Annotated in this window: 24 protein-coding genes; 5 read left to right on the top strand and 19 right to left on the bottom strand. The window is 56.7% G+C overall.

Annotation, left to right across the window (positions count from 1 at the left end):
• Positions 1-116: 116 nt before the first annotated feature.
• From ACR0JF_RS04130 to ACR0JF_RS04160, 7 genes are all read right to left on the bottom strand, one after another.
• A complete protein-coding gene (locus ACR0JF_RS04130) occupies positions 117-536 on the bottom strand; it encodes a secondary thiamine-phosphate synthase enzyme YjbQ (RefSeq protein ID WP_170662359.1) in 420 nt (139 codons plus the stop codon).
• Between the two features lie 112 nt (positions 537-648).
• Positions 649-1,512, bottom strand: coding sequence for a sugar phosphate isomerase/epimerase family protein (locus ACR0JF_RS04135; RefSeq protein WP_170662361.1), 864 nt, complete (start codon positions 1,510-1,512; stop codon positions 649-651).
• Between the two features lie 11 nt (positions 1,513-1,523).
• Positions 1,524-2,414, bottom strand: coding sequence for an NAD(P)-dependent oxidoreductase (locus ACR0JF_RS04140; protein ID WP_170662363.1), 891 nt, complete (start codon positions 2,412-2,414; stop codon positions 1,524-1,526).
• A gap of 223 nt (positions 2,415-2,637) precedes the next feature.
• Entirely contained in the window at positions 2,638-3,819 is a 1,182-nt protein-coding gene (gene uxuA, locus ACR0JF_RS04145) for a mannonate dehydratase (protein WP_170662365.1), read from the bottom strand.
• Positions 3,816-4,868, bottom strand: coding sequence for a Gfo/Idh/MocA family protein (locus tag ACR0JF_RS04150; RefSeq protein WP_170662366.1), 1,053 nt, complete (start codon positions 4,866-4,868; stop codon positions 3,816-3,818). The genes uxuA and ACR0JF_RS04150 overlap by 4 nt, the downstream gene beginning before the upstream one ends.
• Positions 4,865-5,866: a Gfo/Idh/MocA family protein gene (locus ACR0JF_RS04155; RefSeq protein ID WP_170662368.1), complete on the bottom strand. Its 1,002-nt coding sequence runs from the start codon at positions 5,864-5,866 to the stop codon at positions 4,865-4,867. The genes ACR0JF_RS04150 and ACR0JF_RS04155 overlap by 4 nt, the downstream gene beginning before the upstream one ends.
• Positions 5,863-6,879: a Gfo/Idh/MocA family protein gene (locus ACR0JF_RS04160; RefSeq protein ID WP_170511765.1), complete on the bottom strand. Its 1,017-nt coding sequence runs from the start codon at positions 6,877-6,879 to the stop codon at positions 5,863-5,865. The genes ACR0JF_RS04155 and ACR0JF_RS04160 overlap by 4 nt, the downstream gene beginning before the upstream one ends.
• Before the next feature lie 123 nt (positions 6,880-7,002).
• Between ACR0JF_RS04160 and uxaC the strand changes: the two genes are divergently transcribed.
• Together uxaC and ACR0JF_RS04170 are read left to right on the top strand one after the other, a co-directional pair.
• Entirely contained in the window at positions 7,003-8,346 is a 1,344-nt protein-coding gene (gene uxaC, locus ACR0JF_RS04165) for a glucuronate isomerase (RefSeq protein WP_170662579.1), read from the top strand.
• Positions 8,347-9,543 (top strand): mannitol dehydrogenase family protein, encoded by a 1,197-nt coding sequence (locus tag ACR0JF_RS04170; RefSeq protein WP_170662370.1) that lies wholly within the window; start codon positions 8,347-8,349, stop codon positions 9,541-9,543. It begins immediately after the preceding gene.
• Here the strand turns inward: ACR0JF_RS04170 and ACR0JF_RS04175 are convergent.
• From ACR0JF_RS04175 to ACR0JF_RS04220, 10 genes are all read right to left on the bottom strand, one after another.
• Positions 9,530-10,393, bottom strand: a complete 864-nt coding sequence (locus ACR0JF_RS04175; RefSeq protein ID WP_170662372.1) for a sugar kinase — start codon at positions 10,391-10,393, stop codon at positions 9,530-9,532. The two genes, ACR0JF_RS04170 and ACR0JF_RS04175, sit on opposite strands and share 14 nt — an antisense overlap.
• Positions 10,390-11,271: a DMT family transporter gene (locus ACR0JF_RS04180; RefSeq protein ID WP_170662374.1), complete on the bottom strand. Its 882-nt coding sequence runs from the start codon at positions 11,269-11,271 to the stop codon at positions 10,390-10,392. Before ACR0JF_RS04180 ends, ACR0JF_RS04175 begins: the two co-directional genes overlap by 4 nt.
• A 3-nt stretch (positions 11,272-11,274) precedes the next feature.
• Positions 11,275-12,210, bottom strand: a complete 936-nt coding sequence (locus ACR0JF_RS04185; RefSeq protein WP_480524752.1) for an NAD(P)-dependent oxidoreductase — start codon at positions 12,208-12,210, stop codon at positions 11,275-11,277.
• A gap of 90 nt (positions 12,211-12,300) precedes the next feature.
• Positions 12,301-13,305 (bottom strand): Gfo/Idh/MocA family protein, encoded by a 1,005-nt coding sequence (locus ACR0JF_RS04190; protein ID WP_170662378.1) that lies wholly within the window; start codon positions 13,303-13,305, stop codon positions 12,301-12,303.
• Entirely contained in the window at positions 13,302-14,804 is a 1,503-nt protein-coding gene (locus ACR0JF_RS04195; RefSeq protein ID WP_170662380.1) for an altronate dehydratase family protein, read from the bottom strand. The genes ACR0JF_RS04190 and ACR0JF_RS04195 overlap by 4 nt, the downstream gene beginning before the upstream one ends.
• 24 nt (positions 14,805-14,828) lie before the next feature.
• Positions 14,829-15,779 (bottom strand): phytanoyl-CoA dioxygenase family protein, encoded by a 951-nt coding sequence (locus ACR0JF_RS04200; protein WP_170662382.1) that lies wholly within the window; start codon positions 15,777-15,779, stop codon positions 14,829-14,831.
• Positions 15,780-15,789: 10 nt separating this feature from the next.
• Positions 15,790-17,412, bottom strand: a complete 1,623-nt coding sequence (locus tag ACR0JF_RS04205) for a TRAP transporter large permease (RefSeq protein ID WP_142634770.1) — start codon at positions 17,410-17,412, stop codon at positions 15,790-15,792.
• Entirely contained in the window at positions 17,412-18,158 is a 747-nt protein-coding gene (locus ACR0JF_RS04210; protein WP_480668903.1) for a TRAP transporter small permease subunit, read from the bottom strand. Before ACR0JF_RS04210 ends, ACR0JF_RS04205 begins: the two co-directional genes overlap by 1 nt.
• Positions 18,159-18,270: 112 nt before the next feature.
• Complete coding sequence (locus tag ACR0JF_RS04215) at positions 18,271-19,440, bottom strand: mandelate racemase/muconate lactonizing enzyme family protein (RefSeq protein WP_170662383.1); 1,170 nt, start codon at positions 19,438-19,440, stop codon at positions 18,271-18,273.
• Between the two features lie 79 nt (positions 19,441-19,519).
• Positions 19,520-20,533, bottom strand: a complete 1,014-nt coding sequence (locus ACR0JF_RS04220) for a TRAP transporter substrate-binding protein (protein WP_152458529.1) — start codon at positions 20,531-20,533, stop codon at positions 19,520-19,522.
• Positions 20,534-20,731: 198 nt separating this feature from the next.
• Between ACR0JF_RS04220 and ACR0JF_RS04225 the strand changes: the two genes are divergently transcribed.
• Positions 20,732-21,382, top strand: coding sequence for a GntR family transcriptional regulator (locus ACR0JF_RS04225; RefSeq protein WP_170662385.1), 651 nt, complete (start codon positions 20,732-20,734; stop codon positions 21,380-21,382).
• On the opposite strand, the gene denD is transcribed toward ACR0JF_RS04225, so the two are convergent.
• Together denD and ACR0JF_RS04235 are read right to left on the bottom strand one after the other, a co-directional pair.
• Complete coding sequence (denD, locus tag ACR0JF_RS04230) at positions 21,379-22,314, bottom strand: D-erythronate dehydrogenase (protein WP_480668904.1); 936 nt, start codon at positions 22,312-22,314, stop codon at positions 21,379-21,381. The two genes, ACR0JF_RS04225 and denD, sit on opposite strands and share 4 nt — an antisense overlap.
• Before the next feature lie 29 nt (positions 22,315-22,343).
• Positions 22,344-23,228, bottom strand: a complete 885-nt coding sequence (locus ACR0JF_RS04235; RefSeq protein ID WP_170662389.1) for an NAD(P)-dependent oxidoreductase — start codon at positions 23,226-23,228, stop codon at positions 22,344-22,346.
• A 30-nt stretch (positions 23,229-23,258) separates the two neighbouring features.
• On the opposite strand from ACR0JF_RS04235, the gene ACR0JF_RS04240 reads away from it, so the two are divergent.
• Both ACR0JF_RS04240 and ACR0JF_RS04245 read left to right on the top strand, forming a co-directional pair.
• Positions 23,259-24,065: an SDR family oxidoreductase gene (locus ACR0JF_RS04240; protein ID WP_480668905.1), complete on the top strand. Its 807-nt coding sequence runs from the start codon at positions 23,259-23,261 to the stop codon at positions 24,063-24,065.
• The gene (locus ACR0JF_RS04245; RefSeq protein WP_170662391.1) at positions 24,062-25,858 is read left to right on the top strand and encodes an IlvD/Edd family dehydratase; all 1,797 of its coding nucleotides are present in this window, start codon (positions 24,062-24,064) and stop codon (positions 25,856-25,858) included. Before ACR0JF_RS04240 ends, ACR0JF_RS04245 begins: the two co-directional genes overlap by 4 nt.
• Positions 25,859-25,865 lie beyond the last annotated feature (7 nt).

The following is a 25,865-nucleotide window of genomic DNA, read 5'->3' on the forward strand; positions in this document are numbered from 1 at the left end:
GACCGGTGGTCTTTCTGGCCTCTGCCGCGTCTGACTTCGTCAACGGTGAAATCCTTGTCGTCGACGGGGGCTGGATGGGGCGTTAGCACCGCCAACGCTCTATTTGACCCGAAACCTCAAGTCCCGATGTAGTGAGCCTTCAATCGGCGATTTTTTGGCGCCTCTCGATGTTCGAACAGGTACAGGCTTTGTACGCGGCCCAGCGGAAGCTGCCCCTGTTCGACTGGGATCGATACCTGAGTTTGCGTCAACAGCGCTCGCAGATGCGATGGAGCGTTGTCGTCCTCGGTCGGGCGGTGGTGATACTTGCCTGGTGACTTGGGTACCAGTTTCTCAAAGAACGTCTCGATGTCCTTGAGCACCTCGGGATCGGCATTGGCTTGCACCAACAGCGCAGCACCCGTGTGGATGCACCAAAGGGTCAGCAGGCCCGAGACAAACTCATGTTCGGACACCGCACGCTGAACCTTCCCACTGATGTCGGTAAGGGATTTGCCGGGAGTTTCAATGGACAGCTCAAAAAACTCTTGCTTCATCCAGCAGGCCCTTTCCATTATTTCGCGAGAACGCGCTCAGCTTTCTACACTCCGCTTGGCGTTCAGTAGCGGGGTTCAAACATATGATTTTGAACGCATATTGGCTGTACCCTTATGCAAACAGACTTTTGAACTTGTCCACACACAGACGAAAACCATCTTCGAAGTTCCCGTTGCCGGGGTGATAAACGCTCTCGAAGGAAATCACGCCATCAAAGCCGTCGGATCTGAGCGCGCCCGCGATGGGTTGGAACAGAGGCGCAAGCTGACCTTCCCCCATACGGCGCACTTCCAGCGTTGCCCGGGGTGTGTCGACCTTTACGTCCTTGATGTGAATGTGACCCAAGTAGCCGCCGCGCAGTTCTTCATAACCGTCTGGGTATGCCAGTTCATGGCACCAGCAGTTGTTTCCGGGGTCCCACAGCACTTTCAAGGTGTCTTTTGCGTCTAACTCGTCAATCAGCTTGCGGGCTGTGTAGTTGGAATTAACCAGCGTGCCGTTTCCGGTTTCCACGACGAGAGTCACACCCTCAGCTCTTGCCAGTTCAACCGCCGGCGCGATCAGAGGCGGCATCGTGTCCCATACCCCATGCGCTACGTTCCACTTTTCGGCGCCGTTTTTTCCCCAGAGTATCTGCTCCTTTCGTTGCGTCATGATCCGAACGAGCGGAGACCCAACAACATGAGCCATGTCAATCACGCGTTTCAAAGCGTCCATGTGCCGAGTGTGCAGGTCGTCGCCGGGTCTGTTGGCAGCTGTCATCCCTGCAAAGATATGGCGCGACAGACACGACACAGGTTTGCCCCGGTCGCGCAAGAGCGCGTCGATCTCGGCAATTTCCTGCGGGGAATGGTCTCCGACCTCCGTATCGCCAACGAATTGAAGCTCTGCATAGTCCAGACCGAATTCGTCCATTACGTCCACGGCATGCCGCAGATCGCGGGAAATGCCGTCGCAAATTACACCTAATTTCATGTCCGGTCCCCTCAGCGATGCAATTCAGCGCCAACGATCTCTTCGATGACGCGGGTACATACCCAGTTGTCGCCGTTCGGGTATTTGGTTTTTCCGGCGTGAAAGATCTGCATTGCGGATGACGCTGTGTGCATGGGAACGCCTAACGCACTGGCCAGTGCGAGAGAGATCGTCAGATCCTTATGCATGGTTGCGATATGGCTGCCGGTAGCTTCGAACTTGCGATCAATGATGTTTTCAAGGGCGGTATTCACGACTCCACACCCTGCGCTGGACGAGGAGAACACATCAAGCAAGGCCTGACCGCTGACACCGGCTTTGGCCGCGAGAGCCGCAGCCTCAAACGTGGCGGAAAAGATTGATCCGATGAGGGATTGGAGGCAAGCTTTCACGGTTTGCCCGTCGCCTGCGTTTTCTCCGACCCGATGAATGGTTGCCGACACTGCCTGCATGACTTCGGCATTTCGGTCCAGCACATCCGAAGCTCCGGCAGCCATCATCGTCAATGTGCCGTTCTGCGCGCCGGGAAAACCACCCGAAACCGGGGTGTCGATAAGGTGGATGCCCGAACCTTCCATGTCTTGCCCGATAGCGCTTGCTTCGGCCGGGGTAATGGTCGCCGACAGGATGACCGTTCCGCCTTTGGCCATGTTCGCAACCAGGCCATCTTCACCCAGAATGACAACGCGGGCCTGATCTCCGTTCATCACCATGACAAACACACTGGCAGCGTGACGACCGACCTGTCCCACGCTGTCCTTGGCCAGGCCGCCCATGTCGTTAAATGCCGTCATGCGTGTCTCGCTCAGGTCGAAACCTGATGTTTCAAAGCCATTCTTGATCAGGTTCTTGGCAAGGCCGCTGCCCATGTCGCCAAGACCGATTACGCCTGCTGTTTTCATTTAGAATCCACCCGTTTTCCGCCATTTCCGTATGGCAGACGTTTCGAAAAATGATGCCCAATCGCATCGGTTTTCGCGGGAGTTTCACGCGTCTTGAGCAGACGTCGGGCGAGTCCGGAAGACACCCCGCTGCCCGTTTACGTGCCGTAAGTAAACGAAGAATGCGGCGCTCAGGCAAGCAAAGAAGTGTTGCGGGCGGAAAGAAACTGCCTGATCCGACGCGTTACGAGAACGCCGCCATTATGCCGCGCAATTCCGCCAGCCCGCGCATTCGTCCGATCAGCGGATAGCCGGGAGTGCTGTGTCCGCCCAGATCGCTCAGCAGTTCTTGTCCGTGGTCGGGCCGCATCGGAATTTGCCAGTCGCCACGCCCTTGGGATTTGCGTCGGCGTTGTTCGTTCATCAATTCGCGAATGGTGCCGACCATGTCGGTATCGCCCTCCAGATGCGGGGCCTCAAAAAAGTCCGGCTTCTGATTGTCTGATCCGGCGATGCGTTGGGTATTCCGCAGATGGACAAAGTGAATCCGGTCGCCATGCCTGCGCACGAAGTTCGGCCCATCGAATTCAGGGGACACTCCAAGCGAACCGGTACACAGCGTTGCGCCATTCGCCAGCAAATCAACCGCATCCAGAACGGCGCCGTAGTCATCGGTGCTGGACATGATCCGCGGCAGACCGAGCAACGAGAACGGCGGATCATCCGGATGACAGCACAAGCGCAGATCCAGTTCTTGGGCCACTGGGGCGACCTCAGACAGGAAGTCGATGAGGTTTGCACGAAGCCGGTCACGGTCGATATGCGTATATGTCTGCAACAAAGCGCGCACGTCCTGCACGCTCCACTGATCATTGGCGCCGGGCAGCCCCGCAGTGACATTGTGTTGCAACTGGGCCTTGGATTCATCCGACATGCGCAAGAAGCGATCCTTGGCCGTTTGCTGAACGTTGCTGGAATAGTCTTCGGACGCGCCCGGACGTTCAAGAATATGAATGTCGAAAGCGGCAAAATCGGTCAGGTCGAACAGCATGGCCGTTCCGCCATGCGGCTGCGGGGCGCGAAGGGCGGTGCGCGTCCAATCCAGGATTGGCATGAAGTTGTAGCAAACGACTTTGATGCCACGGGCGGATAGAGCCCTGAGGCTGGATTTATATGCCTGCAGATGCTCGGCCATGTCTGCGGACTGCGTCTTGATCGCCTCCGAGACGGGCAGGCTTTCGACAACGTCCCAACTGTACCCGGCAGCAGCCAGAACTGTCTGCCGATCGGCGATGCTCGGTTCGTCCCAAGGTTGTCCCGGCGGGATGTGATGCAAAGCGGTAACGATGCCCTGAACCCCAACTTGATGGAGATCAGCCAGAGCGATCGGATCATCGGGTCCGAACCAACGCCAGCATTGTTTCATGGCAGCCATCCTTCATACAGCGGGTGATCGGGCCTGATGGGAAGGGCAACACGCTGCCCGGTGCGCGCCGCGTGATAAATCGCCGTCACAAGGCCGATGGACGCTGCGCCGTCCTGCAGCGTAACGGCCGAATTTGCCTCGGATCGCAATGCCTTGCCGACTTCGGCAAAGAAGCCTTCGAAACCAGTTGGCTCGGCGGCGGAGGCCGCAAGAGCCTCGTCGACAGCGGCTTGATCCACCGGGGCCCGCGCGACGAATGTCCAGGGCGATTGACCTGGGGCATAGGGTTCCGTACCTGAGGTGGCGGTCACCTTTTCAAAGACGAACCGCAGGCGGGTTTCGTCCGTGGCGGCGCCTAGTGTGATATTGCTTGTGCACAAAGCTCCGGAAGTCGTGCCAAAGCAGATCGCTGCGCAATCTTCGGTCTCGATCGGGTTGACCCGCGTTGTGGCCATTGCAGACACCCAGGCGATATCACCCGCGATATGAGTCAGTAGATCATGGTTGTGGATGGCATGGCCCAGCACTGCGCCGCCGCGTTCACCGGCCCATGTTCCCCGCCACGGAACCGCGTAATAGTCTGCCCCTCGGGACCAATGGGTTTCAAGCGCGGCAGTTTGAACCGCTCCGGTCAGGCCTGCGCGTTGCAGGTGGCGCAATTGGGCCAGTGACGGACCCCACCGGTATTGAAAAACTGGAAAAACATACTTGCCCGCGCTGCAGGCGGCTTCCGTGATCCGATCCACATCCTGCATCGAGGTCGCAAGAGGCTTTTCGCAGACAACGTGTTTTCCTGCGGCCAGTGCGGCAAGCGTGGTTGGTACATGCAGATGCGGCGGCAGGCAGATGTCGATGACATCAATCGCCGGATCATCCAGAGCGTCCTGAATGTTGGTTAGTGCTCGAAAATCCGAGTTCTGCCGTATCTGTTCGATCCGGTCCGTATTCTGGTCGACCACGGCGACTACGCGGAAGGTGCGGTCAAGCCGTTCCAGAGCGTCCAGATGTTGCGCACCTATACCTGCGCCAAGGATCGCAACGTTGATCATCTGCGTTCCGCCATTTCCTGCGCGTGCAGTGCCAGTTCCATGACCGTAAAGCAGTGGGTCTGTGTCATCGCGGTTTCGGTCCGGTTGCGGATGTCATCGGCGAGGCGCGAAAAATAGGGAAGACCGGCGTTGGTTGCGTCGATCTTTTGGCAGGTTTCACCATTGACGAGGATCAGATGGTCCGTCCCTTTGGCCCCACCCACATCAACGTATTTCCGCAACTCAATATAGCCTTCGGTGCCCAGGATCGTCAGGCGGCCATCCCCCCAGTTTGGCAGGGCATCCGGCGTAAACCAGTCAACCCGGATGTAACCGGTGCCATTCTCGCTTCGTAGATTGACCTCGCCAAAATCCTGCAATCCGGGATCGTTGGGGTTTGCGTAGTTCGCCACATAAGCGTTTGTGATTTCAGCGGTTTCCGAACCTGTGTAATGCAGGAATTGGTCAATCTGATGCGAGGCGATGTCGGTCAGAATACCTCCATAGCGGTCACGCTGAAAAAACCAATCCGGCCGGGTTGCCCGGTTCAATCGGTGCGGGCCAAGCCCAACCGTCTGGATCACGCGCCCGATGGCACCGGACTCGACCAACTCGGTCGCCCGGGTGCTGACGGGCGTTTCAAATCGTTCGGAAAAATTCACCGACCAGATTCGACCGGTGTCGGCGACAGCTCGCTTGATCTGGTCGAGTTGCTCGAACGTCGTGCAGCCCGGCTTGTCGCTCATGACATCCATGCCGTTTTGCATGGCGCGGATCGTCAACGCGACCCTATCTGCCGGTATTGCCGAAATCAGCGCCAGATCCGCCCCACAGGTTAGGGCGTCTTCCAGTCGGGCCAGCCGCGGAATATCGGGAAACCTTTTGACGTAGCCCGGTAGCGTTTCCGGATCGCCTTGTGTCCAGTAGCCAACGCAGTCCACGCCGATTTTACGCATGTTTTCCGTCATGCCATAGATATGGCGGTGGTCCAGGCCAAGGGCGACGCAGGTCAGTCTCATGAGATGACTCGTGTTTTCTGGCCGGTTCGATTGGCGATCTGCATCGCGTCTATGACGGCGTGGGTCAAAAGGGCACTGCGTCCGGTGGCCATGGGCAGCGTGCCATCGGCAACAGCCTTGGCGAAATCCTCGATGACCGCCTGATGCCAAGCATGGGTGAACGCCATGGGATCGGCCCCTCCGCCTGTGGCGGACGTTTCGCCAACCGTGGATTTATGACCATCGAAAGTCGTTAAGGTCAGGACACCTGACTCCAGATGCGCTTTGGCGCGTGTGCCTTGGATGGTAATGGACTCAGCGGCCCCGGGATATTCGGCAGTAGTCGCCATCATAGTGCCCACGGCGCCTCTATCCGTTTCAAAGACTGCACCTGCCCAATCCTCAGCTTCGAGATCGTGTAACGGAGTTTTTCTCATCATGGCTTGAATGTCCGAGATCGGCCCCAGCAGCCACATCGCAAGATCAAGCGTGTGGATTGCCTGCGAGATCATGACACCGCCTCCGTCGCGCGCATAAGTGCCGCGACCCGGCTCGTCATAGTAGCTCTGATCGCGCCACCAGGGGACACGGATCTCCACCGTGGCGATCGCGCCCAGCTCACCCTGTTCAATGGCTGATTTCAGCGCCTGCGAGGCGGCGCGGGCGCGGTGCTGAAAGATTATGCCCAGCGGCACACCGGATACCTCGCACTGCTCGACGATGGCTGTCGCGGCGCCCAGCGTTCTCTCGATGGGCTTTTCCATCAGGATCGGTTTCGAAGCGCTCGAAAGAACCCGAACCAACTCTGAGCGCTGATCGGGCGGTGTTGCGATGATCGCAAAGTCGACGTTTGGGTCGTCTGCGATTTCCTCGATCGAGCCGAATGCGCGGGTGCCGTTTCGCCGCGCGAACTCCGCTGCTTTTTCAGAGTTGCGCCCGAGGACGCCGGCAAGACTGAGGCCTTGATCCGATGCTTGAATGGCAGCGACATGCGTGCCCGAAACCATCCCCAAACCAATCAGCGCAATATTCATTCATTCCCCCGGATCACACGGTCAGTCTGCGGGTTCGAACGGGAAAGATGCAACCATTAAAAACTGTGTTAACAATTGCGGGCGGCAGTATCGGAGGCAGAATTGACTGGCAATTTGAATGGGATGGCAGAAGACCTGTACCTGGGCATCAAGGACCTGCCGATCGTATCTCCGCATGGTCACTGCGATCCGGGGTGGTTTGCAACCGACGCGCCGTTTCCCAACCCGGCAGAGCTGTTGGTGGTTCCCGACCATTACGTGTTCCGTATGCTCTATTCGCAGGGCGTTCCCTTGTCGGAACTCGGCGTTGGGGAAGAGGGGCGAAAGAAGGATCCTCGCGCCGTTTTCCGCACCTTTGCCGAGCACTGGCATCTGTTTCTTGGAACGCCTTCCCGGATCTGGATGAACTACGTACTGCATGAAACGCTGGGCGTGTCCGAGGAGTTGTCTTCTCGCACCGCAGATCTGATCTACGACAAGATCGCGGAAAAGTTGGCGCAACCCGATTTTCGCCCGAGGGCATTGTTCGACAGGTTCGGGATCGAGGTTCTGGCCACTACGGATTCGGCTCTCGACACTCTCACACAGCATCAGGAGATCCGTGCAAGCGGTTGGGGCGGGCGGGTTGTTCCGACTTTCCGCCCAGACGGGGTCTTGGATGGGGCGGACCCGGAGTTCGTACAGAACCTGGACAAGTTGGCCGAGCTGACAGGCTGCGATCTGGACAGCTATGATGGCTATCTCAACGCACTGCGGATGCGGCGAGCTTATTTCATCCAACTGGGCTGTACCGCCACCGACCACGGTATCGAACGTGTACAGACCGAGTGGCTTGAGGACCCGGATGCGCTGTACCAGCGGCTGAGACGGCGGGAGGGGACCGAACAGGACGCCCGCCGTTTCTACGGGCATATGCTGATCGAAATGGCGCAGATGTCTGTCGATGATGGTCTGACCATGCAGATACATGCGGGCAGCAAACGCAACACGAACAACGCGGTAATGCGGGATTTCGGACGGGACAAGGGGGCCGACATTCCAATCGCGATGGATTGGGTCACGGGCCTTGAGGCGCTGTTGAACCGGGTCGGAAACTCGGCGGAACTGCGCATCATTTTGTTCACACTGGACGAAGGCACCTACGCCCGTGAACTGGCACCAATGGCGGGACATTGGCCGTGCCTTCGGATCGGGCCGCCTTGGTGGTTCCACGACAGTCCAGCCGGGATTGCGCGGTATTTTGATCAGGTCGTTGAAACGGCCGGGTATTACAATCTGGCCGGGTTCAATGACGACACACGGGCTTTTCTGTCCATTCCTGCACGACACGACCTCTGGCGGCGGGGCGTGGCGATTCATTTGGCGGAGCAGGTTGCGCGCGGTTACTTCGGTCGGGACAGTGCCGAGCATCTTGCTCGGTTGCTGGCGGTCGATCTGGCGAAACAGGTTTATGGATTGCAAAGCTAGATGGGTACAATTCTTCACTTCGGCCTCGGCAACTTTGCCCGGGCGCATTTGCTGGACTACACCGATCAAGCGGGTGGATGGGACGTTGTCGGCGTCAGCCTGCGTTCATCCTCGGTTCGGGATGGATTGGCCCGGCAGGGTTTCGAGTACGATCTGTGTGTACAGGGGCAGGGCGTCCGGCGCATCAAAGCTCTGCGCGACGTTCTGGTCGCGCCCGAGGATCGCGCAGCGGTTTTTGATGTGATGGCGGATGCCGAGATCATCTCGGCGACCGTGACCGAGAAAGGTTATCATCTGGATGCCGCGGGCAAGCTGAACCTCCAGGACCCGGCGATTGCCGCCGATCTGGCGGGGCAGGGACCCGCAACGCTGATCGGGTTTCTTGCCTTTGGTCTTGCGGAACGGCGCAAGCCAGTGACGGTGCTAAGCTGCGACAATCGTATGGAAAATGGCAAGACGCTCGAGACGGCCGTTTCCGATTTCGCGAAAGCAGCCGGTCTGGACGTGGATTGGGGTGTCGTTCGCTTTCCCAACGCGATGGTCGACCGGATCACCCCGGCCACCACTGACGCCGTTCGCGCAATCAGCGGTGACCGAATGGCTGTTCCGACCGAGGCGTTCTCTGAGTGGGTGATCGAAGACAATTTTGCCGGACCGCATCCGGATTGGCCGGGCGTGCAACTGGTCGATGACGTGGCCCCGCACGAGATGCGAAAGCTGCGCATGTTGAACGGGGCCCATTCCCTGTTGGCTTATGCCGGGTTGGAGTGCGGCCTGACCTACGTCCACGAGGCGGTTCGAGACCCGGTTCTGCGCCCGCTGGTTTCCGAGTTGATGAAAGATGCGGGCGCAACGCTGCCCGCTGCGGTGCAAGCACAGGTTCCGGACTATGCCGAGGCTCTGTTGCGCCGCTTTGAAAACCCCGAGTTGGCGCATCGTCTGGACCAAATCGCGATGGATGGAAGCCAGAAGCTGCCGTATCGATTTGTTCCCACACTTCGTGAGACCGACTCTCAGGCGGTGATCGCGGGGATGCGGGCCTGGGTCTCCTATTGCCTGTCCGAGACCGCCAAAGGTCGGGCGCTGAACGATCCTTGCGCGTCGGAAATCGCTTTGGCTGTCAAGCAGCCAGATCCGCTAGTGCCGCTTTTGCGTCTTGTCGGAGCCGAGGATCTCGCGCCGCTTATCCGGGAATGATCGCGCCGCGGAACTGAACGACGGTGGATGCCAGATTGTGTCCAGCCATCAGGGCCTCGGCCTGTGTTTTTCCCGTCAGTAACGCCGCGAGGTACCCACCGTTGAAACTGTCGCCCGCCGCGGTCGTATCCAGCACGTTTTTGGCAGGCTCATAGGTTTGGTCAATGCTCTGACCAATGGACAGGGGGCCATTCTCTCCGCGCTTCAACGCTCCGATTCCGTGATGACCCGCAAAGCGTGCGGCCACCTGTTCGGCGCTTTCCCCGAACAGTGCCATCTCGTCGTCGATGGATGGCAGGGCAATGTCCGCACGTCGCCAAAGCCGCTGGTTGATCTGCCGGGCGTGTTCAACGCAATCCCAAAGACGCGGACGAAAGTTGCTGTCATAGACCAACCGGACTGAAGCGCCTTCGAGCCAGTCCAGAAGCGCAAGCCTTACCGAATGCGGAAGAATGGCCACGGAAATCCCCGACAAGTACAGCACGTCATAGCCGTTCAACGAGCTGAAATCGTGATCGGAAAAAAGCTGACGGGCGGCCGCTTCGCTGCGCCAATAGGTAAAGCTGCGTTCCCCATCCGCAGAGGTCGTGATCGCGTACAGGCCCGGAGAGGCGTTCGGAATGATGCGGATGCCGGATGTCCCGATGCCATGACTGGCGATGAAGTCCGCGATGCGCCCCGAGAACGGGTCGTCGCCCAAACATGTCACATACTCCACCTGCAGGTCAGGCGCTGCGCGGTGCATGTAGATGGCCGTGTTCAGCGTATCGCCCGCGACACCCACCTTTGCGCCGGTTTCCAGCATGGACAATTCAATCATTGCTTCGCCGATGCAGGCAATTCGCGTCATTTCTTTTCTCTTTTCCAGATGATGAGACCGGCAACCATGATCAGCGCAGCCCCTGCCAAAGTGAATGTGTCCGGTACCGTGTCAAAGAACAGATAACCCCAGATCGCAACATAGATCAGGAACGAATAGGTAAATGGCATCAGCTGGTTCGCCGTTCCGAACCGATGCGCGTTCGTCAGCAGTTGATGCCCGCACCATCCAAAGACGCCAAGACTGATCAGGACGATCAGGCTCCAGGTGTTTTCCGGTTGGATCCAAAACCAGATGGCGAAGGGCAGCAGGACCACCGTCCCGGTAAGCCCGAGGTAGAATTGCATGGTGTCCACGGCAACAACCCCGGACAGCCTGCGCGTCATGATCGAGTACAAAGCCAAAGCGGTGGCGTTGTAGACGATCAGCAACATGGTCGGATGAAAGGCCGAACCAAACGGCCGCACGACAACCAACACCCCCAGAAAGCCCAGTATGATAGCCGCCCAACGCCATGGTCCCACGCTTTCTTTCAACACGAAAACGGATAAGAAGCACACGATGACCGGGCTTGAGAACATGATTGCTGACACAACGGTCAGAGGCAAAAACCGCAGGGCATAAAAGTTGAAAACGGTCGCCGAGATCAGCAGTAAGGCCCGACTTATCACCTGCCATGGATGGTCGGTCTTGAAACGGCTGGCGTCAATCCCGCCCTTGGCGATCACACCCACTGAGATCACGAAGTGACCCGCATAGCGCATGAACGCCAACTGAAATGCCGGCACGCCGGCCAACGCCAACCACTTGGCCCCGAGGTCCACAAGCGAAAAGAATAGCCACGCCGTCAGCATCAGCACGATGCCAAGGCGCGGCAGGTCCGCATTGGGGTTGGCGGTGACGGCCATCGATCAGGTGCTGAAACGCTTGACGTAGTAGTCAACCATCTGGCTGACCATGTCATCCGCCTGACCGTGGTCGCGCGCGTCATTCAGCGCCGAAAGCGCACACTGCGACATCACGCTGGTAACGCCTGCATCGCGTGCCATACGGTCATAATACCCAAGGTCTTTTGCCGCGTTCTTGATGGCAAAAGCCAGCTGGTTTGGATCATTCTCGACGCCATAGGCTTTGACGAAATCCATCATTCCAGAATGCAGCGGCCCTGCGGCCATAACGTCATACACCTGCTTGCGGTCAACACCGGTAATATCTGCCATGGCAAAGGCTTCGGCCATAGCGTTCGCGACGGTCATTCCGAAGAAGTTGTTGATCAGCTTGATCGTGTGTCCGGACCCAACGGGGCCAAGGAAAAAGACGTTTTCGCCCAAATCCTTCAGTGTCGGCTTGGCCTTGTCAAAGGCAGCCTTATTGCCGGACGTCATGATGTTGAGCTTGCCTTCTAGCGCGTGCGAAGGCGTCCGGCCAAGTGGCGCATCCAGGTAGCTTCCGCCAGCTGCGGCAACCTCCTCGGCCAAGGCGCGTGTGCTGCCTGGGAGCGAGGTGCCAAAGTCGATGACGATAGCCCCAGGTTTCAATCCCGCAATCACTCCATCTGGGCCGCGCATTCGGCTCTCGACCTGTTCGGAGGTGCCCATGCACAACATCACGATGTCGTTGGCCTCAGCCAGTTCTTGGGCGTTTTGCATCTCGCGGGCGCCCCGGTCAATCGCAGCGTCCAGGTATGTGCGGTCGCGGTTTCCCAATACAGCGACCGAGTATCCCAGGTCCAACAGTCGGCTCACCATGGCTCCGCCCATTAGTCCCAAGCCGATAAACCCGATTGATGGTTTGCTCATTGGTTTCCCTTTCCGTGAATGTGTCTGGTTTTTATTCTTGTGTCTGATGCGGGCGGCTTTGCAGTTTGAATGCTCATATTGCCCGGCGGATAATCATTGGTCTTTGTGTGGTCCGGTATTTGCCGGACCGCATGTCCATCAGGCCGGCGCCCGCGCTCGAGCTGTTCGCGCCTTCAGCCCCTGTTCGATCCATGATGTGACCTCAAGCGTCCGGGCTGCATCCTCCACGTCGATCAGTGGAGGGGCGCCGTCGATCACGTCAAGGAAGTGATCCAGTTGCGCCTCAAGTGGTGCGCGTTGTTGTTCTGGTCGTGTAAGTTGGTCTTTCTGGGCCGCAGTGCCCCAATCCTTTCCACGCCACAGGGTCATGGAGGGAAAACTGACAGCGCCGCTGGTTCCCGTGATCCACATCATGTCCTGGTGGGTCGTGCCGATATTCGGGTTTTCGCCGGTTCCGGCCTCAAACCCCCAAGGGCTAGGTGCGGTGTCGGCAAAGCTGATAGTCCCCGTCGCGCCGTTTTCGAACGCGATGGCAACAGCCCCGCTTTCTATTCTATCCGATCCGCGGATTGATGCTCCGGGCAGGGCGACGACATCCGAGATTTCTCCGATCACAAAGCGCAAGACATCGATATCATGCACCAGATTGATCATGACTGGACTGCCATCAGATGTCCGCCAGTTCTGTTCAAAATAGCTCTCGGGTTTACGCATGGCCCATAGCAACGAGACGTTGATGACTTTTCCGATCGTACCTTGCGCGATCACCTCTTTCAGGTGCTGCAAGGTTGTGTGATACCGCCGATGGTGGCCTACAAGGCTGCGGACATCGGCCTTGCGAACGGCCGCCCTCAAGCGCTGGGCATCATCGATCGATGCTGCAACCGGCTTTTCGATCAGCATGTGCCAACCGCGGGATGCGGCCAGAATGCCATGTTCGGCATGCAGGCGGGTCGGCGTCGCGATGATGACGCCATCCACCGGGTCCTGCACCTCGTCCATACTGGCAAAACGCGGCGCGTCGATCTGGATCGAGCCATCTGGATCGGCCAACCCGACCAACACGCAGCCGGGATGCTCGATTACGGCGCGCACGTGGCGGATACCGATCAATCCACCGCCGGCTACAAGGATCCGTTTCACATCACCGCTCCGATTTGCCAGGGAACGAATTCGTAGTTACCCAGGCCCTGCGCCTCGGACTTGGTTCGCGCGCCCGAGGCGACTTGGAGCAACCGTCGGTATATTTCCTGTCCTTTCTCTTCGACGCTGGCACCTTTGGTCAGAATGTCGCCCGCATCCACGTCCATGTCTTCGGGCATGCGCGCTGCCAACTCAGAGTTAGTAGCGATTTTCAGCGTCGGCGCCGGTTTCGACCCAAAGGCAGAGCCGCGCCCCGTGGTAAAGCAAACAAGGTTGCACCCGGCCGCGATCTGCCCGGTCACCGAGGCCGGGTCATATCCGGGGCTGTCCATGAAGGTGAAGCCTTTGGCGGTGATGGGTTCGGCGTATTTGAATACACCGGTCAATGGGGTGGTTCCGCCCTTCGCCGCTGCCCCCAGCGATTTCTCAAGGATGGTCGTCAGACCCCCTTGCTTGTTGCCGGGGCTTGGGTTGTTGTCCATCGAACCGTGATTGCGGGCAGTATAGTCCTGCCACCAATCGATCAGTCCGATCAGTTTCTCCCCAGTTGCGCGACCAAGGGCGCGGCGGGTCAAAAGATGTTCGGCTCCGTAGATTTCGGGCGTTTCCGCAAGGACTCCTGTGCCACCTTGGGCAACCAACAGGTCGCAGGCATGTCCGAGTGCCGGGTTCGCGGTCACACCTGACCAAGCGTCCGATCCACCGCATTGCAGCGCAACCATCAGTTCGGACGCCGGGGCTTCGCTGCGCCGCGCCTCATTGGCAATGGGCAGCATCTGGTTGATCTTGCTGATGCCCATTTCCACGGTCCGGCGCAATCCCGCGACGTTCTGGATGTTCATCGTCTGGAAGGTTGGACTCTGCTTCAGCCCATACGCGTCCAGTAGCCAGTCGATCTGGTTCATCTCGCAGCCCAGACCGACCATCAGAACAGCAGCATGGTTGGGATGTTTCGCAAACCCCCACATGACCCGTTGAAGAGCTTCGAAACCGTCGCCGGAATCCGCCATTCCGCAGCCCGTTCCGTGGACAAAGGCCACCACGCCGTCGACGTTCGGAAACTCGGCCAGCTTGTCCGGCGTGAAGTGGTTGGCGATCATGCGGGCCGCAGTCGCGGAACAGTTCACGGTGGTCAGAACCGCGATGTAATTGCGCGTGCCGACCCGACCGCTGTCCCGGTGGTAGCCCATGAACGTATCGACCGATGTGGCAGGTTTCGTGGGTCTGTGATCCGTCGCAAACTCGTAGTCCACGCTGGTGTTGCGGAACTCGACATTGTGGGTGTGCACATGGTCGCCGGGTTCGATCGGTTGGGTGGCGTAACCGATGATCTGGGCGTATTTTCTGACGGGATCGCCGGGTGCAAGATTCCGCGTGGCAACCTTGTGTCCCGAGGGGATGCGCGTATTAGTCATGATACCCTCGACCATACTGCCGACGTCCAGGGGCCGAGTTGCAACCACCACGCTATCCGTTCGATCTAAACGTACAAAAGTCATAGTCAGCTTTCTTGGGGGCAGCAGCTAGGCGCAGAACGGCGAGTCCGATGTCCACCGGTGAATATCTATAAGCGGTTGTCCAGACAGCCTTGCTCGCGCCGCTTCCCAATTGGACTTGCAGACGCGCCAATCTCGCAGCTCGGTTTCTGGGCGCGATCTGGACCTTGCGATGAAGCTGGGGAAATGGTCTCGACCGGTGGGTTGGCCCGCCGCACTGAAGCGGATGTCGAACGACCAGCGGAACCGGTCCGTTTCGTTGACCAGCGAAGCGTGCGGCGTCAGAGGGTGAAACAGGATGATCCCGCCCGCCTTGACAGGAAGGGGCACGGCTCGGCCTTCGTCGATGAACCCGTCGGCAATACCAGTCTGCGTCCGCGCGCAATGCGGCAGGATGGATTGGTCCTGTGCCTTTGGCAGCACTTGTAGGCAGCCGTTTTTGACCGTTGCATCGTTGACGGCGATCCACACCGTGACCATGTTGGTCTGGTCCGCATCCTCCAACGCAACCGCCCGGTCCTGATGCCAGTCTGTTGCGGTGATGTGCGCGCGCACCTCATCCTTGGACAGCTTGAGGGCAGGGGGCTTCAGCCGAACGTGCTGGATCGGATTGCTGACCAACTCTGGCCCGATCAACTGTTCGACAATGTCAAGCATGGGCTGGGCCGTCAGCAAGTCGAACACTGCGGGCCCAATATGGAAAGGTGTGTCCGCCATGATCCGATCGCCAGGCAACGAGATGTCCAGCGGCTGGAAATAGTCGCAACCGGCCTGATAGGCGGACAGAAGTTTGTCCCAGAAGCTCATTCCTGACGGTTCGTCCTTGACCAGCCCTTTTTCGTACCAACCGTCATAGAGCCGGTTCAGGACATCCGAATATTCAGCCTGTACCCGATCCAGCACATCGCTGGGAATTACATCCTTGACCACGAGGTATCCGTCCGTCTGGAACTTGCCAATCTGATCTTGTGTCAGCATGGGTGCGACCTCACAACAGCAGCGCGATGATGCCCGGCCAGATCAGAAGAACGGAAAGCGCCAGCAACTGGATCCCGATGAATGGCAGGAAGCCGCGGAAGATATCCGTCAGACTGATATGCGGCGGGGCCACCGATTTCAGGTAGAACGCGGCCGGGCCGAAAGGGGGCGAGAGGAAGCTGACCTGCATGTTCATACAGAACACGACGCCGAACCAGATGGCGACATGACTCGGCTCCAACTGGCCAAAGACACCGATTTCTTCGATAGGAAGGCGCAGGACGATCGGCAGAAAGACCGGAATGATCAACAGCACGATGCCGACCCAATCCATGAATGCGCCCATGAACAGCAAGATCAGCATCATCACCAGAATGACCAGCATGGTCGGCAGTTCCTGACCGACGATAAGGTCGGCCACGTACTGGGGCCCGCCAGCAATGGTGTATGCACCCGCCAGCGCGGCAGCCCCGATCGTAACCCAGATGATGGTTCCTGTGGATTTGAGCGTCCGCATCAAGCTGTCCCAAACCAGCTCGAACGATCCTTCGCCCCTCAGGATGGCGATGATCAGAACGGCAAAGGCGCCCATGCCTGCAGCCTCGGTGATACCTGTGATCCCGCCATAGATCGAGCCGAGCACGACGCCGATGACGACTAGCGGCGCAACGAGGCCTTTGCCCATTTCCCACCCGATTTTGGCGCGCTCTCTGCCAAAGACGAAGAAGATCAGCAGAAGGGCGACGATCGTGATGCCGGCAAACCAGGGCAGGTAGTCAGCTGTCCCCAATCGCGCTGGTTCACCCTGGCTGGCAGCGTTCGAGCCTGAGAGCTCGAAAAACGCGGCCCGGATAAACAGAACGGTGGAAAATCCGGCGACGACGATGCTCATGAAGGCCCCAAACAGTTTGCGTTTTTCTGCCGGTTCGGGGTCGTTCGGGTCCGGTTCCGGCAGCGGAGCGTGATGAGGATTCAACTGCGTGCGGATGATGATGTATAGGATGATCATCGAGGCAAGCATGAAGCCCGGAATGAAAGACGCCGTGAACAGCGACTTGATCGAGGTTTCGGTGATCAGCCCATAGATGATCAGAACGATCGAGGGCGGGATCATAGTGCCCAACGACCCCGAGGCGCAGATGACGCCGATCGCGAGATTCTGGTCGTAGCCTAGGCGCAGCATCTGGGGCAGGGCGATAAGGCCCAGCAGGACAACTTCACCACCGATGATACCGGACATCGCCGCCATGATCACCGCCATGATCGAGGTCACGATTGCGATGCCGCCGCGTGTTCTGGACAGCCAGACATTCAAAGACGAATACATGTCACGTGCGATCCCGGATCGCTCTAGCAGCGACGCCATGAAGATAAACAATGGAACTGATATGAGCACGTAGTCCGTTAAGAGCCCGTATATCTTTTGCGCCAGGATGTAGAGCGGCCCAGTGCCTGGCCGACCGGTGAGAACCCCGTCGCCAAATGAAAACGGGTTCAAAAGCAGTGTCGGTTCGAACTTCAGGACAAGAACCAGAACCGCAAGGGAAGCCGAGGCCAGACCCAAGGGCATCCCGATCGCCAGAAGCACGATCAGGGCGACCATCAGGATGAGTGAGATTGTTCCAATATCCATCAGTCTTGTCCCACCGCTCGTTTGATCATTTCAATTTCGTCTTCGTCCGGTTCATCTGTGTGGATTTCCGGTTCTTTGTTCCAATCCGCGACTAAGTTCAAAATTGCTTGCATTGCGACGAGCGTAATCACGATCAGCACCATCGGCTGCAACGTCGCTGGGATCGGAGGATTGAAGGCAGAGCCATAAAGCTCCCATTTATAGAGCTTGTTGACGAACACCTGTTTGTAGCTGCCGTAGACCAGAAAGAAGGCAAACAGCACTATCAGTATTGTCGAAACCGTATCAAAAACGCGTTGAAGCCATCGTGGAACTGCGTCGTAGAGCAGGAATATCCGAATGTGACTGCGTTGCTGCATGGCGTAGTAACCAGACATCAAAAACACAAAGCTGGCGAACCAGAGTGTCATTTCATTGGCCCACTCGGTCGGCTTTTCCAGGATATAGCGCATGAAGACTTCGTAGAGCATGACGACAGTCATGATTGCGATCATCATCATCGTCACTCGGCCTATGAACAGGGCGAAACGATCCATAGCCGTCGAGCCTTCGAACTCCATCGTCGCTGGGCGCACGGTCTTGGTACCAATCACTGCAAGAAACGGGAGAAGGACGAGCGCGGCCACGTCGATGATGTCGACATACCCCCCGAACACGCCAGACAATTCTGGCGTGATGTCGCTGCGCAGATATATTTCTGTTACCTGACTTTTCAGGGATTCAGAGGTGTACGGCAGCCAATCCAATAGGAATGCTGGGAGATGCCAAACAAGCCAACTGGCCGTCGCGACGAAGGCCAACGGTATGAGCCATTCAATTGGTCCGCCTGAATTCTTGTGCATCGCGTAACCCTCGTCCCTATCCTTCGATCCTGTAGTGATCGATAAAGTCTCGATCCGGTTCGACACCCAGTCCAGGGCCAGTCGGGATCATGACACGGCCGTTATTGGCCTTGACCTGATTTTGAATTTCCAGCGGAACGGTCAGCAGATCGTCCCGAAACTTGTTGTCCGTTGTGTCGAACTCCAGCATCGGCTCCCATGGATGCAAGCCGCCTGGAATTGGGGGCATGGCTGCCAGTAAATGCAGATTTGTTGCGACAGCGATGGCGCTACCCCAGACGTGATTTACGACCGGAGTGAAATGTGCGTGGCATAGGGCCAGTACTCTGAGAAACTCTGAAACACCGCCCAAAGCGCAAACTTCTGGCTGCGCTATATCGATGCCGCGATTTTCAAGAAGACTGCGCCAGGCCCAGCGATTGAATACCGTCTCACCGCCCGAGATGTTGACCTTCAGCGAAGTGCGCAATTCGCGGTATCCGTCAATGTCTTCTGGCGCGACGGGTTCTTCGAACCAATATGCGTCCAGTTCTTCCAGCGCCCGACCAACAACAAATGCGTCCGAAGTCGTATAGGCATGGTTTGCATCGACCATGAATGGAAAGTCATCACCAACCCCGCGTCGAACTGCTTCGCACAGCTTCACATCAGGCTTCGGGCCAAAGCCCGTTTTCATTTTGGTGGCGGTGAATCCCATCTCCTTGATCTTTGAGGCTTCATCCTCAAAACGGCTAGCCAGATTGGCAATCGGTTCATCCCGGAGCATCATGCCGTAGCCGTAGCAAGGAACGCTTGCGCGATGTGCGCCGCCGACAAGCTTATGGAGGGGGAGGCCAGAGACTTTGCCGGTGATGTCCCAAAGTGCGATGTCCACACCGGACAAAGCCTGTATTGGCATTCCGCTTTGGCCATGGTCTCGCAAAAGGTTGTACACCTTGTGCCAGATCACGTCTTTGTCCAAAGGGTCCATGCCAAGGACCATTGGCTGGATGACCTTTTCCACGATGGATTTGTTGGCAATGGCTACGTTTCCGGGACCAAAGCACTCCCCCCAACCAGTTACCCCTTCATCTGTCTGAACCTCGACCAGATGGGTTGTGCGTTTGTCATAATACTGTTGCGAGTAGCCCAGAACTTCCGGCATGTCGTACTGCAGTACGTGACTTATTATTCTGGTGATTTTCATGAAGTTCTGGATCCCGGCACCGATCCGGAGAGGCCGCTAGTGCGGCCTCTCCGTGTGTCGTCAGTCGGTCGCAGCCTGATTACTGCATTGCGCCTAGGTCACGCAGGAAGTTGATGTGGCTTTCCAGCAGCGCCTGTGCTTCAGGGGTCGTTGCGAACTCAGTCCAACCGACCTGAACGGCCGCGCGATAGGCTGCCAGGTCTTCAGGCGACCATTCGTACAACTGAACACCTTTTGCTTTCAGGTCTTTCGCAGTCTGAGCGTTCTGCACTTCGTTGATGGTCGCATTGTGCAATGCCAGGCTGTCCATTGCGACTTCCATGATCTTCTTATGGTGCGCAGGCATCGCTTCCCAAACATCTTTGCGACAGGCCAGGTGATCTGCGGGCATCGAGTGGAAACCGGGATAGTTTGTGTGACCTGCGATCTCGTACAGGCCCAGACCAACGTTGTTCGTCAGGTTCGCAGCATCCGCACCATCAATGATGCCGGTTTCCAAAGCCGTGAAGATTTCGTTGAAGTCCATCACGATCGGAGAAGCACCAAGTTCCGCGAAAACCTTGGTTGCAAGGCCTGGAGGCGAGCGGAACTTCCAATCCTTGAAGTCTTCCACTTTTGCAATCGGCTTGGTCGAAGACAGCGACTCCGGCCCGGGGATCCACCATCCGATGAATTCCATATCGTAGCCGTTGTACAGATCATTTACAGCTTCTCTTCCGCCGCCATGAAGAAGCCATGCCATTTGCTGATATGGGTTCTGATACCCGCCGAGCAGGTCGCCCGCAAACTGGAAGGCAGGATTTTTACCGGTCTGGTAGCCGCCGCCCGTCATGTCGCAATCCAGAATTCCCGTAGCTGCGGCATCGAAAGTTTCAACTGATTTGACCACCGAAGAGGAATAGAACATTTCAACTTCGATTTCGCCGTTCGACATCTCCTGAATGTCTTCAACGAATTTTGCAGCCATCTGGCCAGACAGAGTTTCGGGCGAAAAATGGGTTTGAATTCTAAGCTTCGTGGTTTCAGCCATCGCGAAACCGGCTGCCATTGTCGTGGCTACGGCCGCCACGGCCGCTGTCTTGACTATTTTCATATTGTCCTCCCAGACGTTGAGCGTTGCGCGGAGAGGGAGATCTTGCCGCCTCCTTTGCCGTCACGCAGATAAACGTTAAGCCGACGAATCGAATGCAACAAGAAGAATTTGAAATTTCTAAAAATTTCGAGATTCTTGCGTAAATTCGAAAATGGGCTTAGGACCCTACTTGGACAAAATTTGAAGGCGCACACCGGGATGAAAGAAGAAATCGATATTTATCAAAATCTTAAGATGCGTCTCATCTCGAATGGATTCGAGCATGGAGCCAAGGTGCGGGCCGAAGAATTACGTAAAGAGTATGGCTGTTCTGCGAGTGCAGTTCGTGAAGTCCTTTTTCGATTGTCCGCTGTAGGGTTGGTGGACTTTCAGGAACAAAAAGGTTTCCGCGTGCCAATGCGTTCGCCGCAGAAGCTTATCGAATTGACACATGTCCGTGTTTTGTTGGAGGCCGAAGGTACCGCGATGTCGATCCGTAGTGGCGGGGTGGATTGGGAAGCAAGACTGACGGCCGCGCATCACAAACTCAGCCATATCGAAAAACGCATACATGCCACAGACGACCCGAGCGGCCTTATCGAGATATGGTTTGCCTCGGAGAAGGAGTTTCACCAAACGCTTATTTCTGCCTGTGGCTCGGAAACCTTAAAACAAATGCATGGCCGAGTTTACGCGCAATTCAGACAGCAGTTGATGGTGGCAGACCGGAACTTTGAGTTCATTTCTCAGAACATAAGACACCATGCCGATATACTGGAGGCAGCATTGTCAGGGGATGAGCAGCTAACACGAGTGAAAATTCACGATCATCTGAAACGCCACCTAACTGGAAAGACGATGGGCGACTAGCGCCGAAAATCGTCTTCCAAATACACCCGAATGATTTCGTCGAAGCTTGATTCCGCCTCGAACCCCAACTCCAGAGCGCGATCTGTTTGAAAGTCGCGCGGCCAATTCTTGACTATTCGTTCGATTGCCTCGTCGCGTTCTCGCCTGACAAGGCCAACTGCATCTTGACCGGCCGCGGCGCGCAACGCCTCGATTTGTTCGGCGACGGTGCAACTTACGCCCGGCATGTTCAACGCGCGTCTGTCGTTCAAAAGCTGCGTGTCCATTGTTGCAGCATGGGTCAAAAAAGTCGCAGCAGCGCGGGGGCTGGCGTGCCAGTGGCGAACAGTTTCGGCAACAGGTAAGACAGCCTCAACCCCATTCAATGGCTCGCGGATTATACCTGAAAAGAAGGACGAAGCGGCAGCGTTGGCTTTGCCCGGGCGCACACACAAAGTGGGCAAGCGCAAGGAAATACCGTCGATATATCCTTTCCTGCTGAAATCCGTGATCATCAATTCAGAGGCCGCTTTCTGCGCTCCGTAACTGGTCAAAGGTGCCGAGAGGAACTCGTCGCTTATCTTGTCGGGGAACGGTGCCCCGAAAACAGCTATCGATGAGGCAAAAACCAGACGAGGCGTGTACTCGCCTCCTGATGCCTCGTGTTCATCTCTGAATGCGTTCAGAAGTGCCCAGGTCGCCATAAGGTTGACATCCCAGCCCAACGCAAAGTCTGTCTCAGCTTGGCCTGAAACGATAGCTGCAAGGTGGAATATGACGTCCGGGCGTTGAGCCGCAACAGACTTGGCGATGCCTGACGTGGTCAAGTTCCCCACAATTTGCCTACCTTGCGCACTGTCGAGCGGGAACGAGAGATCGAAAAGTGAGAGATGAGCATCTGCTCCAAAAGTTTCTTGGGTCGAAATGCGATGGGCCAGTTTCTGGCCCAGCATTCCTCCACCGCCTATAACAAGGATCCGCGTCACAGCATTCCATTCCGTTTTTTGAGTTCCAAATACAAAGCCGAATGATCCAGCTCGGCCCCATCCATTTCGTTTATCAAATACTCGAAACGGTCGCGCACAGATTGGGTGCTGGGTAGCTCAACGCCAAGGCTGCGCGCTTCTTCTAGTGTGTTGTCCAAATCCTTTATTTGAAACTTAGACAATCCTCCGGGGACAAAATTTCCATCAGACATGCGTTCGCCATGTTGTTGTAAGATAATGCTATCCGCAAAGCCCCCTTTCAGTGCGGCCCTCAACGCGGTCGGGTCTGCACCGCCTTGTTGAGCCAGCAATGTCGCTTCGGCGACAGCCGATATTGTCACAGCGACAATTGTTTGATTGGCCAATTTGCACAATTGACCAGAACCACTTGGGCCAACATGCACAGGGCGCCCCATTGCTGTCAGAACCGGTCGCACGCGCTCCATAACGTCCTGATCGCCACCGACCATGATCGCGAGGGTGCCAGCTTCGGCACCCTTGGTGCCACCGGAAACCGGGGCGTCCAGATGCTGCACCCCCATCAAGGACAATTGCGCGGATTGCTCTCTGGCATGTTCGGGTTTGGCGCTGGACATATCAATCCAGATCATCCCTGGTTTGAGTTGTTCGCGGAAAGCCTCGTCAGAAAGTAGCGCGCGGGTCGCGTATCCATCCGAGAGCATCGTTATTATTACGTCTGCACCCGAAATCGCCAGCGGGGCAGTTTCCGCCAACGTCGCGCCTTCTGCTGCTAACGGTTTTGCCTTTTCTAAGCTGCGGTTCCAAACAGTGAGCGGAAATTCCGCGCGCAAAATATTCCGCGCCATGGGGGCACCCATCAGGCCGGTTCCCAACAGAGCCACTTTGAACTGCTTGCTCATCATCTACGTCCTTCCCAAGGTGCGCCACGCATGGTTATGGCCAAACCAAAATCTCTGTCATACGCTAACGGCTCTGGGCCCACATGCCAGAAGTCGTTGCTAAACCGCCAAGGTTTCTTTGCTTTTCGGTTGATCTGTGGAACGAAACAACGCGTGTTCAACCGCCACCTTATGAGTCGGAATGTTTATATGTTAGAAAGGCTTAAGGAGAAGCGCGACCTGTCCATAGCCACCTCACAAGGGATCAGAATTGCAAGCACGATTGCATCGGCAAGAAGGGGTGCGAAAGTCTATGCGACGGATATAAACTCCAAAAATCTAAATTCGATTCGCGGTCAGAATCTCGAAAATTACGAAATTTTCGAGATGAATGTGGCGAATAATAGCAGTATTCAACATGGGGTCGCGCGATTGAAGCCAGATGTTTTGTTCAACGGCGACGGGTTCGTGCATCACGGAACTATTCTTGATGCAACGGATGGTGAATGGGATTTCGCCATGGACCTCAATCTGCGCTCAATGGTGCGGACGACAAAGGCTGCCGTTGTTGGGGTGACGAAATTGGTGACCGTGGATTTCATAGTGCGAAAAATTCGGCGCAATTGTACTTGCCCTGGAACAGTCGAGAGTCCCAGCAGGCGTGACCGCGTAGATGCGCTGGGAGAGCAGCTGGGCCGCAGAGAAGAAGCCTTTGCACAATTTGTGGCGCGCCAGCCTACGGGGCATGTAGCGAAAGCAGAAGAGATTGCTGAATATGTCGTCTATCCGGCGTGCGATGAGAGTGCATTCACCACAGGACACACACGTAAAATTGACGGAGGTTGGTCAGCCCAATGACAAAAGTATCAAAGGACGATCTGCGATCTCGTAAGTGGTTTATGAATTCCGAGAACCTTGAGATGACTGCATTGTATCTGGAAAGATACCTGAATTACGGGTTGACCCGTGCGGAGTTGCAATCAGGCAAACCGATCATTGGTATTGCTCAGACTGGCAGTGATTTGAGCCCCTGTAATCGGCATCATATCGAGTTGTCCAAACGCGTTCGCGACGGGATCATCGCCGCCGGGGGAACGTGTATCGAAATACCGGTCCACCCGATACAAGAGACCGGCAAACGGCCTACGGCCTCGCTTGACCGCAATCTGGCTTATCTGTCCTTGGTCGAGAGTCTATTCGGGTATCCGATTGATGGCGTTGTTCTAAACATTGGTTGTGACAAGACCACTCCAGCGCTTCTTATGGCCGCTGCGACTGTCAACATCCCGGCGATTGCCTTGTCAGTTGGTCCAATGCTCAACGGTTGGTGGAAAGGCGAGCGCGCCGGATCAGGCACGGTTATCTGGAAAGCGCGCGAAGACCTTGCAGCTGACGAAATCGACACCGATGAGTTCATGGAAATCGCAGCCGCCGCCGCTCCTTCGGTGGGGTATTGCAATACGATGGGAACAGCAACGACCATGAATTCGCTTGCTGAGGCATTGGGTATGCAATTGCCCGGATCAGCAGCCATACCAGCCCCGTATAGAGAGCGCGGTCAAATCAGCTATGAAACCGGTAAACGTATTGTGGACATGGTCTGGGAGGATCTTCGCCCCAGCGATGTGATGACACGTCAGGCTTTTGAGAATGCGATTGTTATAAACTCGGCGATTGGTGGATCGACGAACGCGCCAATCCACCTGAATGCAATCGCCCGGCATCTTGGTGTTCCACTGACCAACGATGACTGGCAGAAGCTTGGCCACGACGTTCCTTTGTTGGTAAACATGCAGCCTGCGGGTGAGTATCTGGGCGAAGATTACCAACAGGCCGGGGGTGTTCCAGCCGTTGTCGGAGAGCTTCATGATGCTGGATTGCTGCCGCATCCCGATGCGATAACGGTGAACGGCAAGACGATTGGCAATAATTGCTCGGCGCGCCAGTCTCAGAATAGCCAAGTAATCAAGCCAGTCGGTAGCCCGGTTAAGCAACAGGCGGGGTTCATCAACCTCTCGGGCAACCTGTTTGAGAGCGCGATTATGAAAACATCTGTGATCTCAAAGGCATTTCGAGAGACCTATCTGTCGAACCCGGATGATCCTAATGCATTTGAGGGCAGGGCGGTTGTATTTGATGGGCCTGAGGACTTTCACCATCGGATCGATGATCCCGCGGAAAACATCGACGCAAACTGTATTCTGATCATGCGCGGAGCAGGCCCAAAAGGATACCCGGGTGCTGCAGAGGTCGTGAACATGCGTCCGCCCGCATATTTGATAAAGCAAGGCATCGAAGCCCTTCCTTGTATCGGTGATGGACGGCAATCGGGTACATCAGGAAGTCCGTCTATCTTGAATGCTTCACCCGAAGCTGCGGAGGGTGGTGGGTTGGCCTTGGTGCGAAATGGCGACCGACTTCGTATCGATCTTGGCAAAGGCACAGCAAATATGTTGGTTTCGCTTGAAGAACTGCATGAACGCGCCCGCGACCTGGAGGCAAGTGGCGGGTATTCAATGCCGCCGAACCAATCCCCGTGGCAGGAAATTTTCCGCGAAAAAGTAGATCGTTTGGATCGCGGAATGACGCTCAAGGGTGCAGAAAAGTACCGCGATATCGCGCGGGGCTTCATGCCACGCGACAATCACTAAAAGGAAC

This window comes from Ruegeria sp. BG11 (assembly GCF_056538565.1).

What these genes read in the sequence shown, in the direction of transcription:
- ACR0JF_RS04170 (WP_170662370.1), top strand. Translation starts at nt 8,347, where the DNA reads ATGGGTACAATTCTTCACTTCGGCCTCGGCAACTTTGCCCGGGCGCAT.
- denD (WP_480668904.1), bottom strand. Translation starts at nt 22,314, where the DNA reads ATGCTGGGCCAGAAACTGGCCCATCGCATTTCGACCCAAGAAACTTTT.
- uxuA (WP_170662365.1), bottom strand. Translation starts at nt 3,819, where the DNA reads ATGAAACAATGCTGGCGTTGGTTCGGACCCGATGATCCGATCGCTCTG.
- ACR0JF_RS04135 (WP_170662361.1), bottom strand. Translation starts at nt 1,512, where the DNA reads ATGAAATTAGGTGTAATTTGCGACGGCATTTCCCGCGATCTGCGGCAT.
- ACR0JF_RS04240 (WP_480668905.1), top strand. Translation starts at nt 23,259, where the DNA reads ATGGTTATGGCCAAACCAAAATCTCTGTCATACGCTAACGGCTCTGGG.
- ACR0JF_RS04175 (WP_170662372.1), bottom strand. Translation starts at nt 10,393, where the DNA reads ATGACGCGAATTGCCTGCATCGGCGAAGCAATGATTGAATTGTCCATG.
- ACR0JF_RS04150 (WP_170662366.1), bottom strand. Translation starts at nt 4,868, where the DNA reads ATGATCAACGTTGCGATCCTTGGCGCAGGTATAGGTGCGCAACATCTG.
- ACR0JF_RS04160 (WP_170511765.1), bottom strand. Translation starts at nt 6,879, where the DNA reads ATGAATATTGCGCTGATTGGTTTGGGGATGGTTTCGGGCACGCATGTC.
- ACR0JF_RS04200 (WP_170662382.1), bottom strand. Translation starts at nt 15,779, where the DNA reads ATGCTGACACAAGATCAGATTGGCAAGTTCCAGACGGACGGATACCTC.
- ACR0JF_RS04205 (WP_142634770.1), bottom strand. Translation starts at nt 17,412, where the DNA reads ATGGATATTGGAACAATCTCACTCATCCTGATGGTCGCCCTGATCGTG.
- ACR0JF_RS04220 (WP_152458529.1), bottom strand. Translation starts at nt 20,533, where the DNA reads ATGAAAATAGTCAAGACAGCGGCCGTGGCGGCCGTAGCCACGACAATG.
- ACR0JF_RS04180 (WP_170662374.1), bottom strand. Translation starts at nt 11,271, where the DNA reads ATGGCCGTCACCGCCAACCCCAATGCGGACCTGCCGCGCCTTGGCATC.
- ACR0JF_RS04235 (WP_170662389.1), bottom strand. Translation starts at nt 23,228, where the DNA reads ATGAGCAAGCAGTTCAAAGTGGCTCTGTTGGGAACCGGCCTGATGGGT.
- ACR0JF_RS04130 (WP_170662359.1), bottom strand. Translation starts at nt 536, where the DNA reads ATGAAGCAAGAGTTTTTTGAGCTGTCCATTGAAACTCCCGGCAAATCC.
- ACR0JF_RS04215 (WP_170662383.1), bottom strand. Translation starts at nt 19,440, where the DNA reads ATGAAAATCACCAGAATAATAAGTCACGTACTGCAGTACGACATGCCG.
- ACR0JF_RS04155 (WP_170662368.1), bottom strand. Translation starts at nt 5,866, where the DNA reads ATGAGACTGACCTGCGTCGCCCTTGGCCTGGACCACCGCCATATCTAT.
- ACR0JF_RS04225 (WP_170662385.1), top strand. Translation starts at nt 20,732, where the DNA reads ATGAAAGAAGAAATCGATATTTATCAAAATCTTAAGATGCGTCTCATC.
- ACR0JF_RS04195 (WP_170662380.1), bottom strand. Translation starts at nt 14,804, where the DNA reads ATGACTTTTGTACGTTTAGATCGAACGGATAGCGTGGTGGTTGCAACT.
- ACR0JF_RS04245 (WP_170662391.1), top strand. Translation starts at nt 24,062, where the DNA reads ATGACAAAAGTATCAAAGGACGATCTGCGATCTCGTAAGTGGTTTATG.
- ACR0JF_RS04140 (WP_170662363.1), bottom strand. Translation starts at nt 2,414, where the DNA reads ATGAAAACAGCAGGCGTAATCGGTCTTGGCGACATGGGCAGCGGCCTT.
- uxaC (WP_170662579.1), top strand. Translation starts at nt 7,003, where the DNA reads ATGGCAGAAGACCTGTACCTGGGCATCAAGGACCTGCCGATCGTATCT.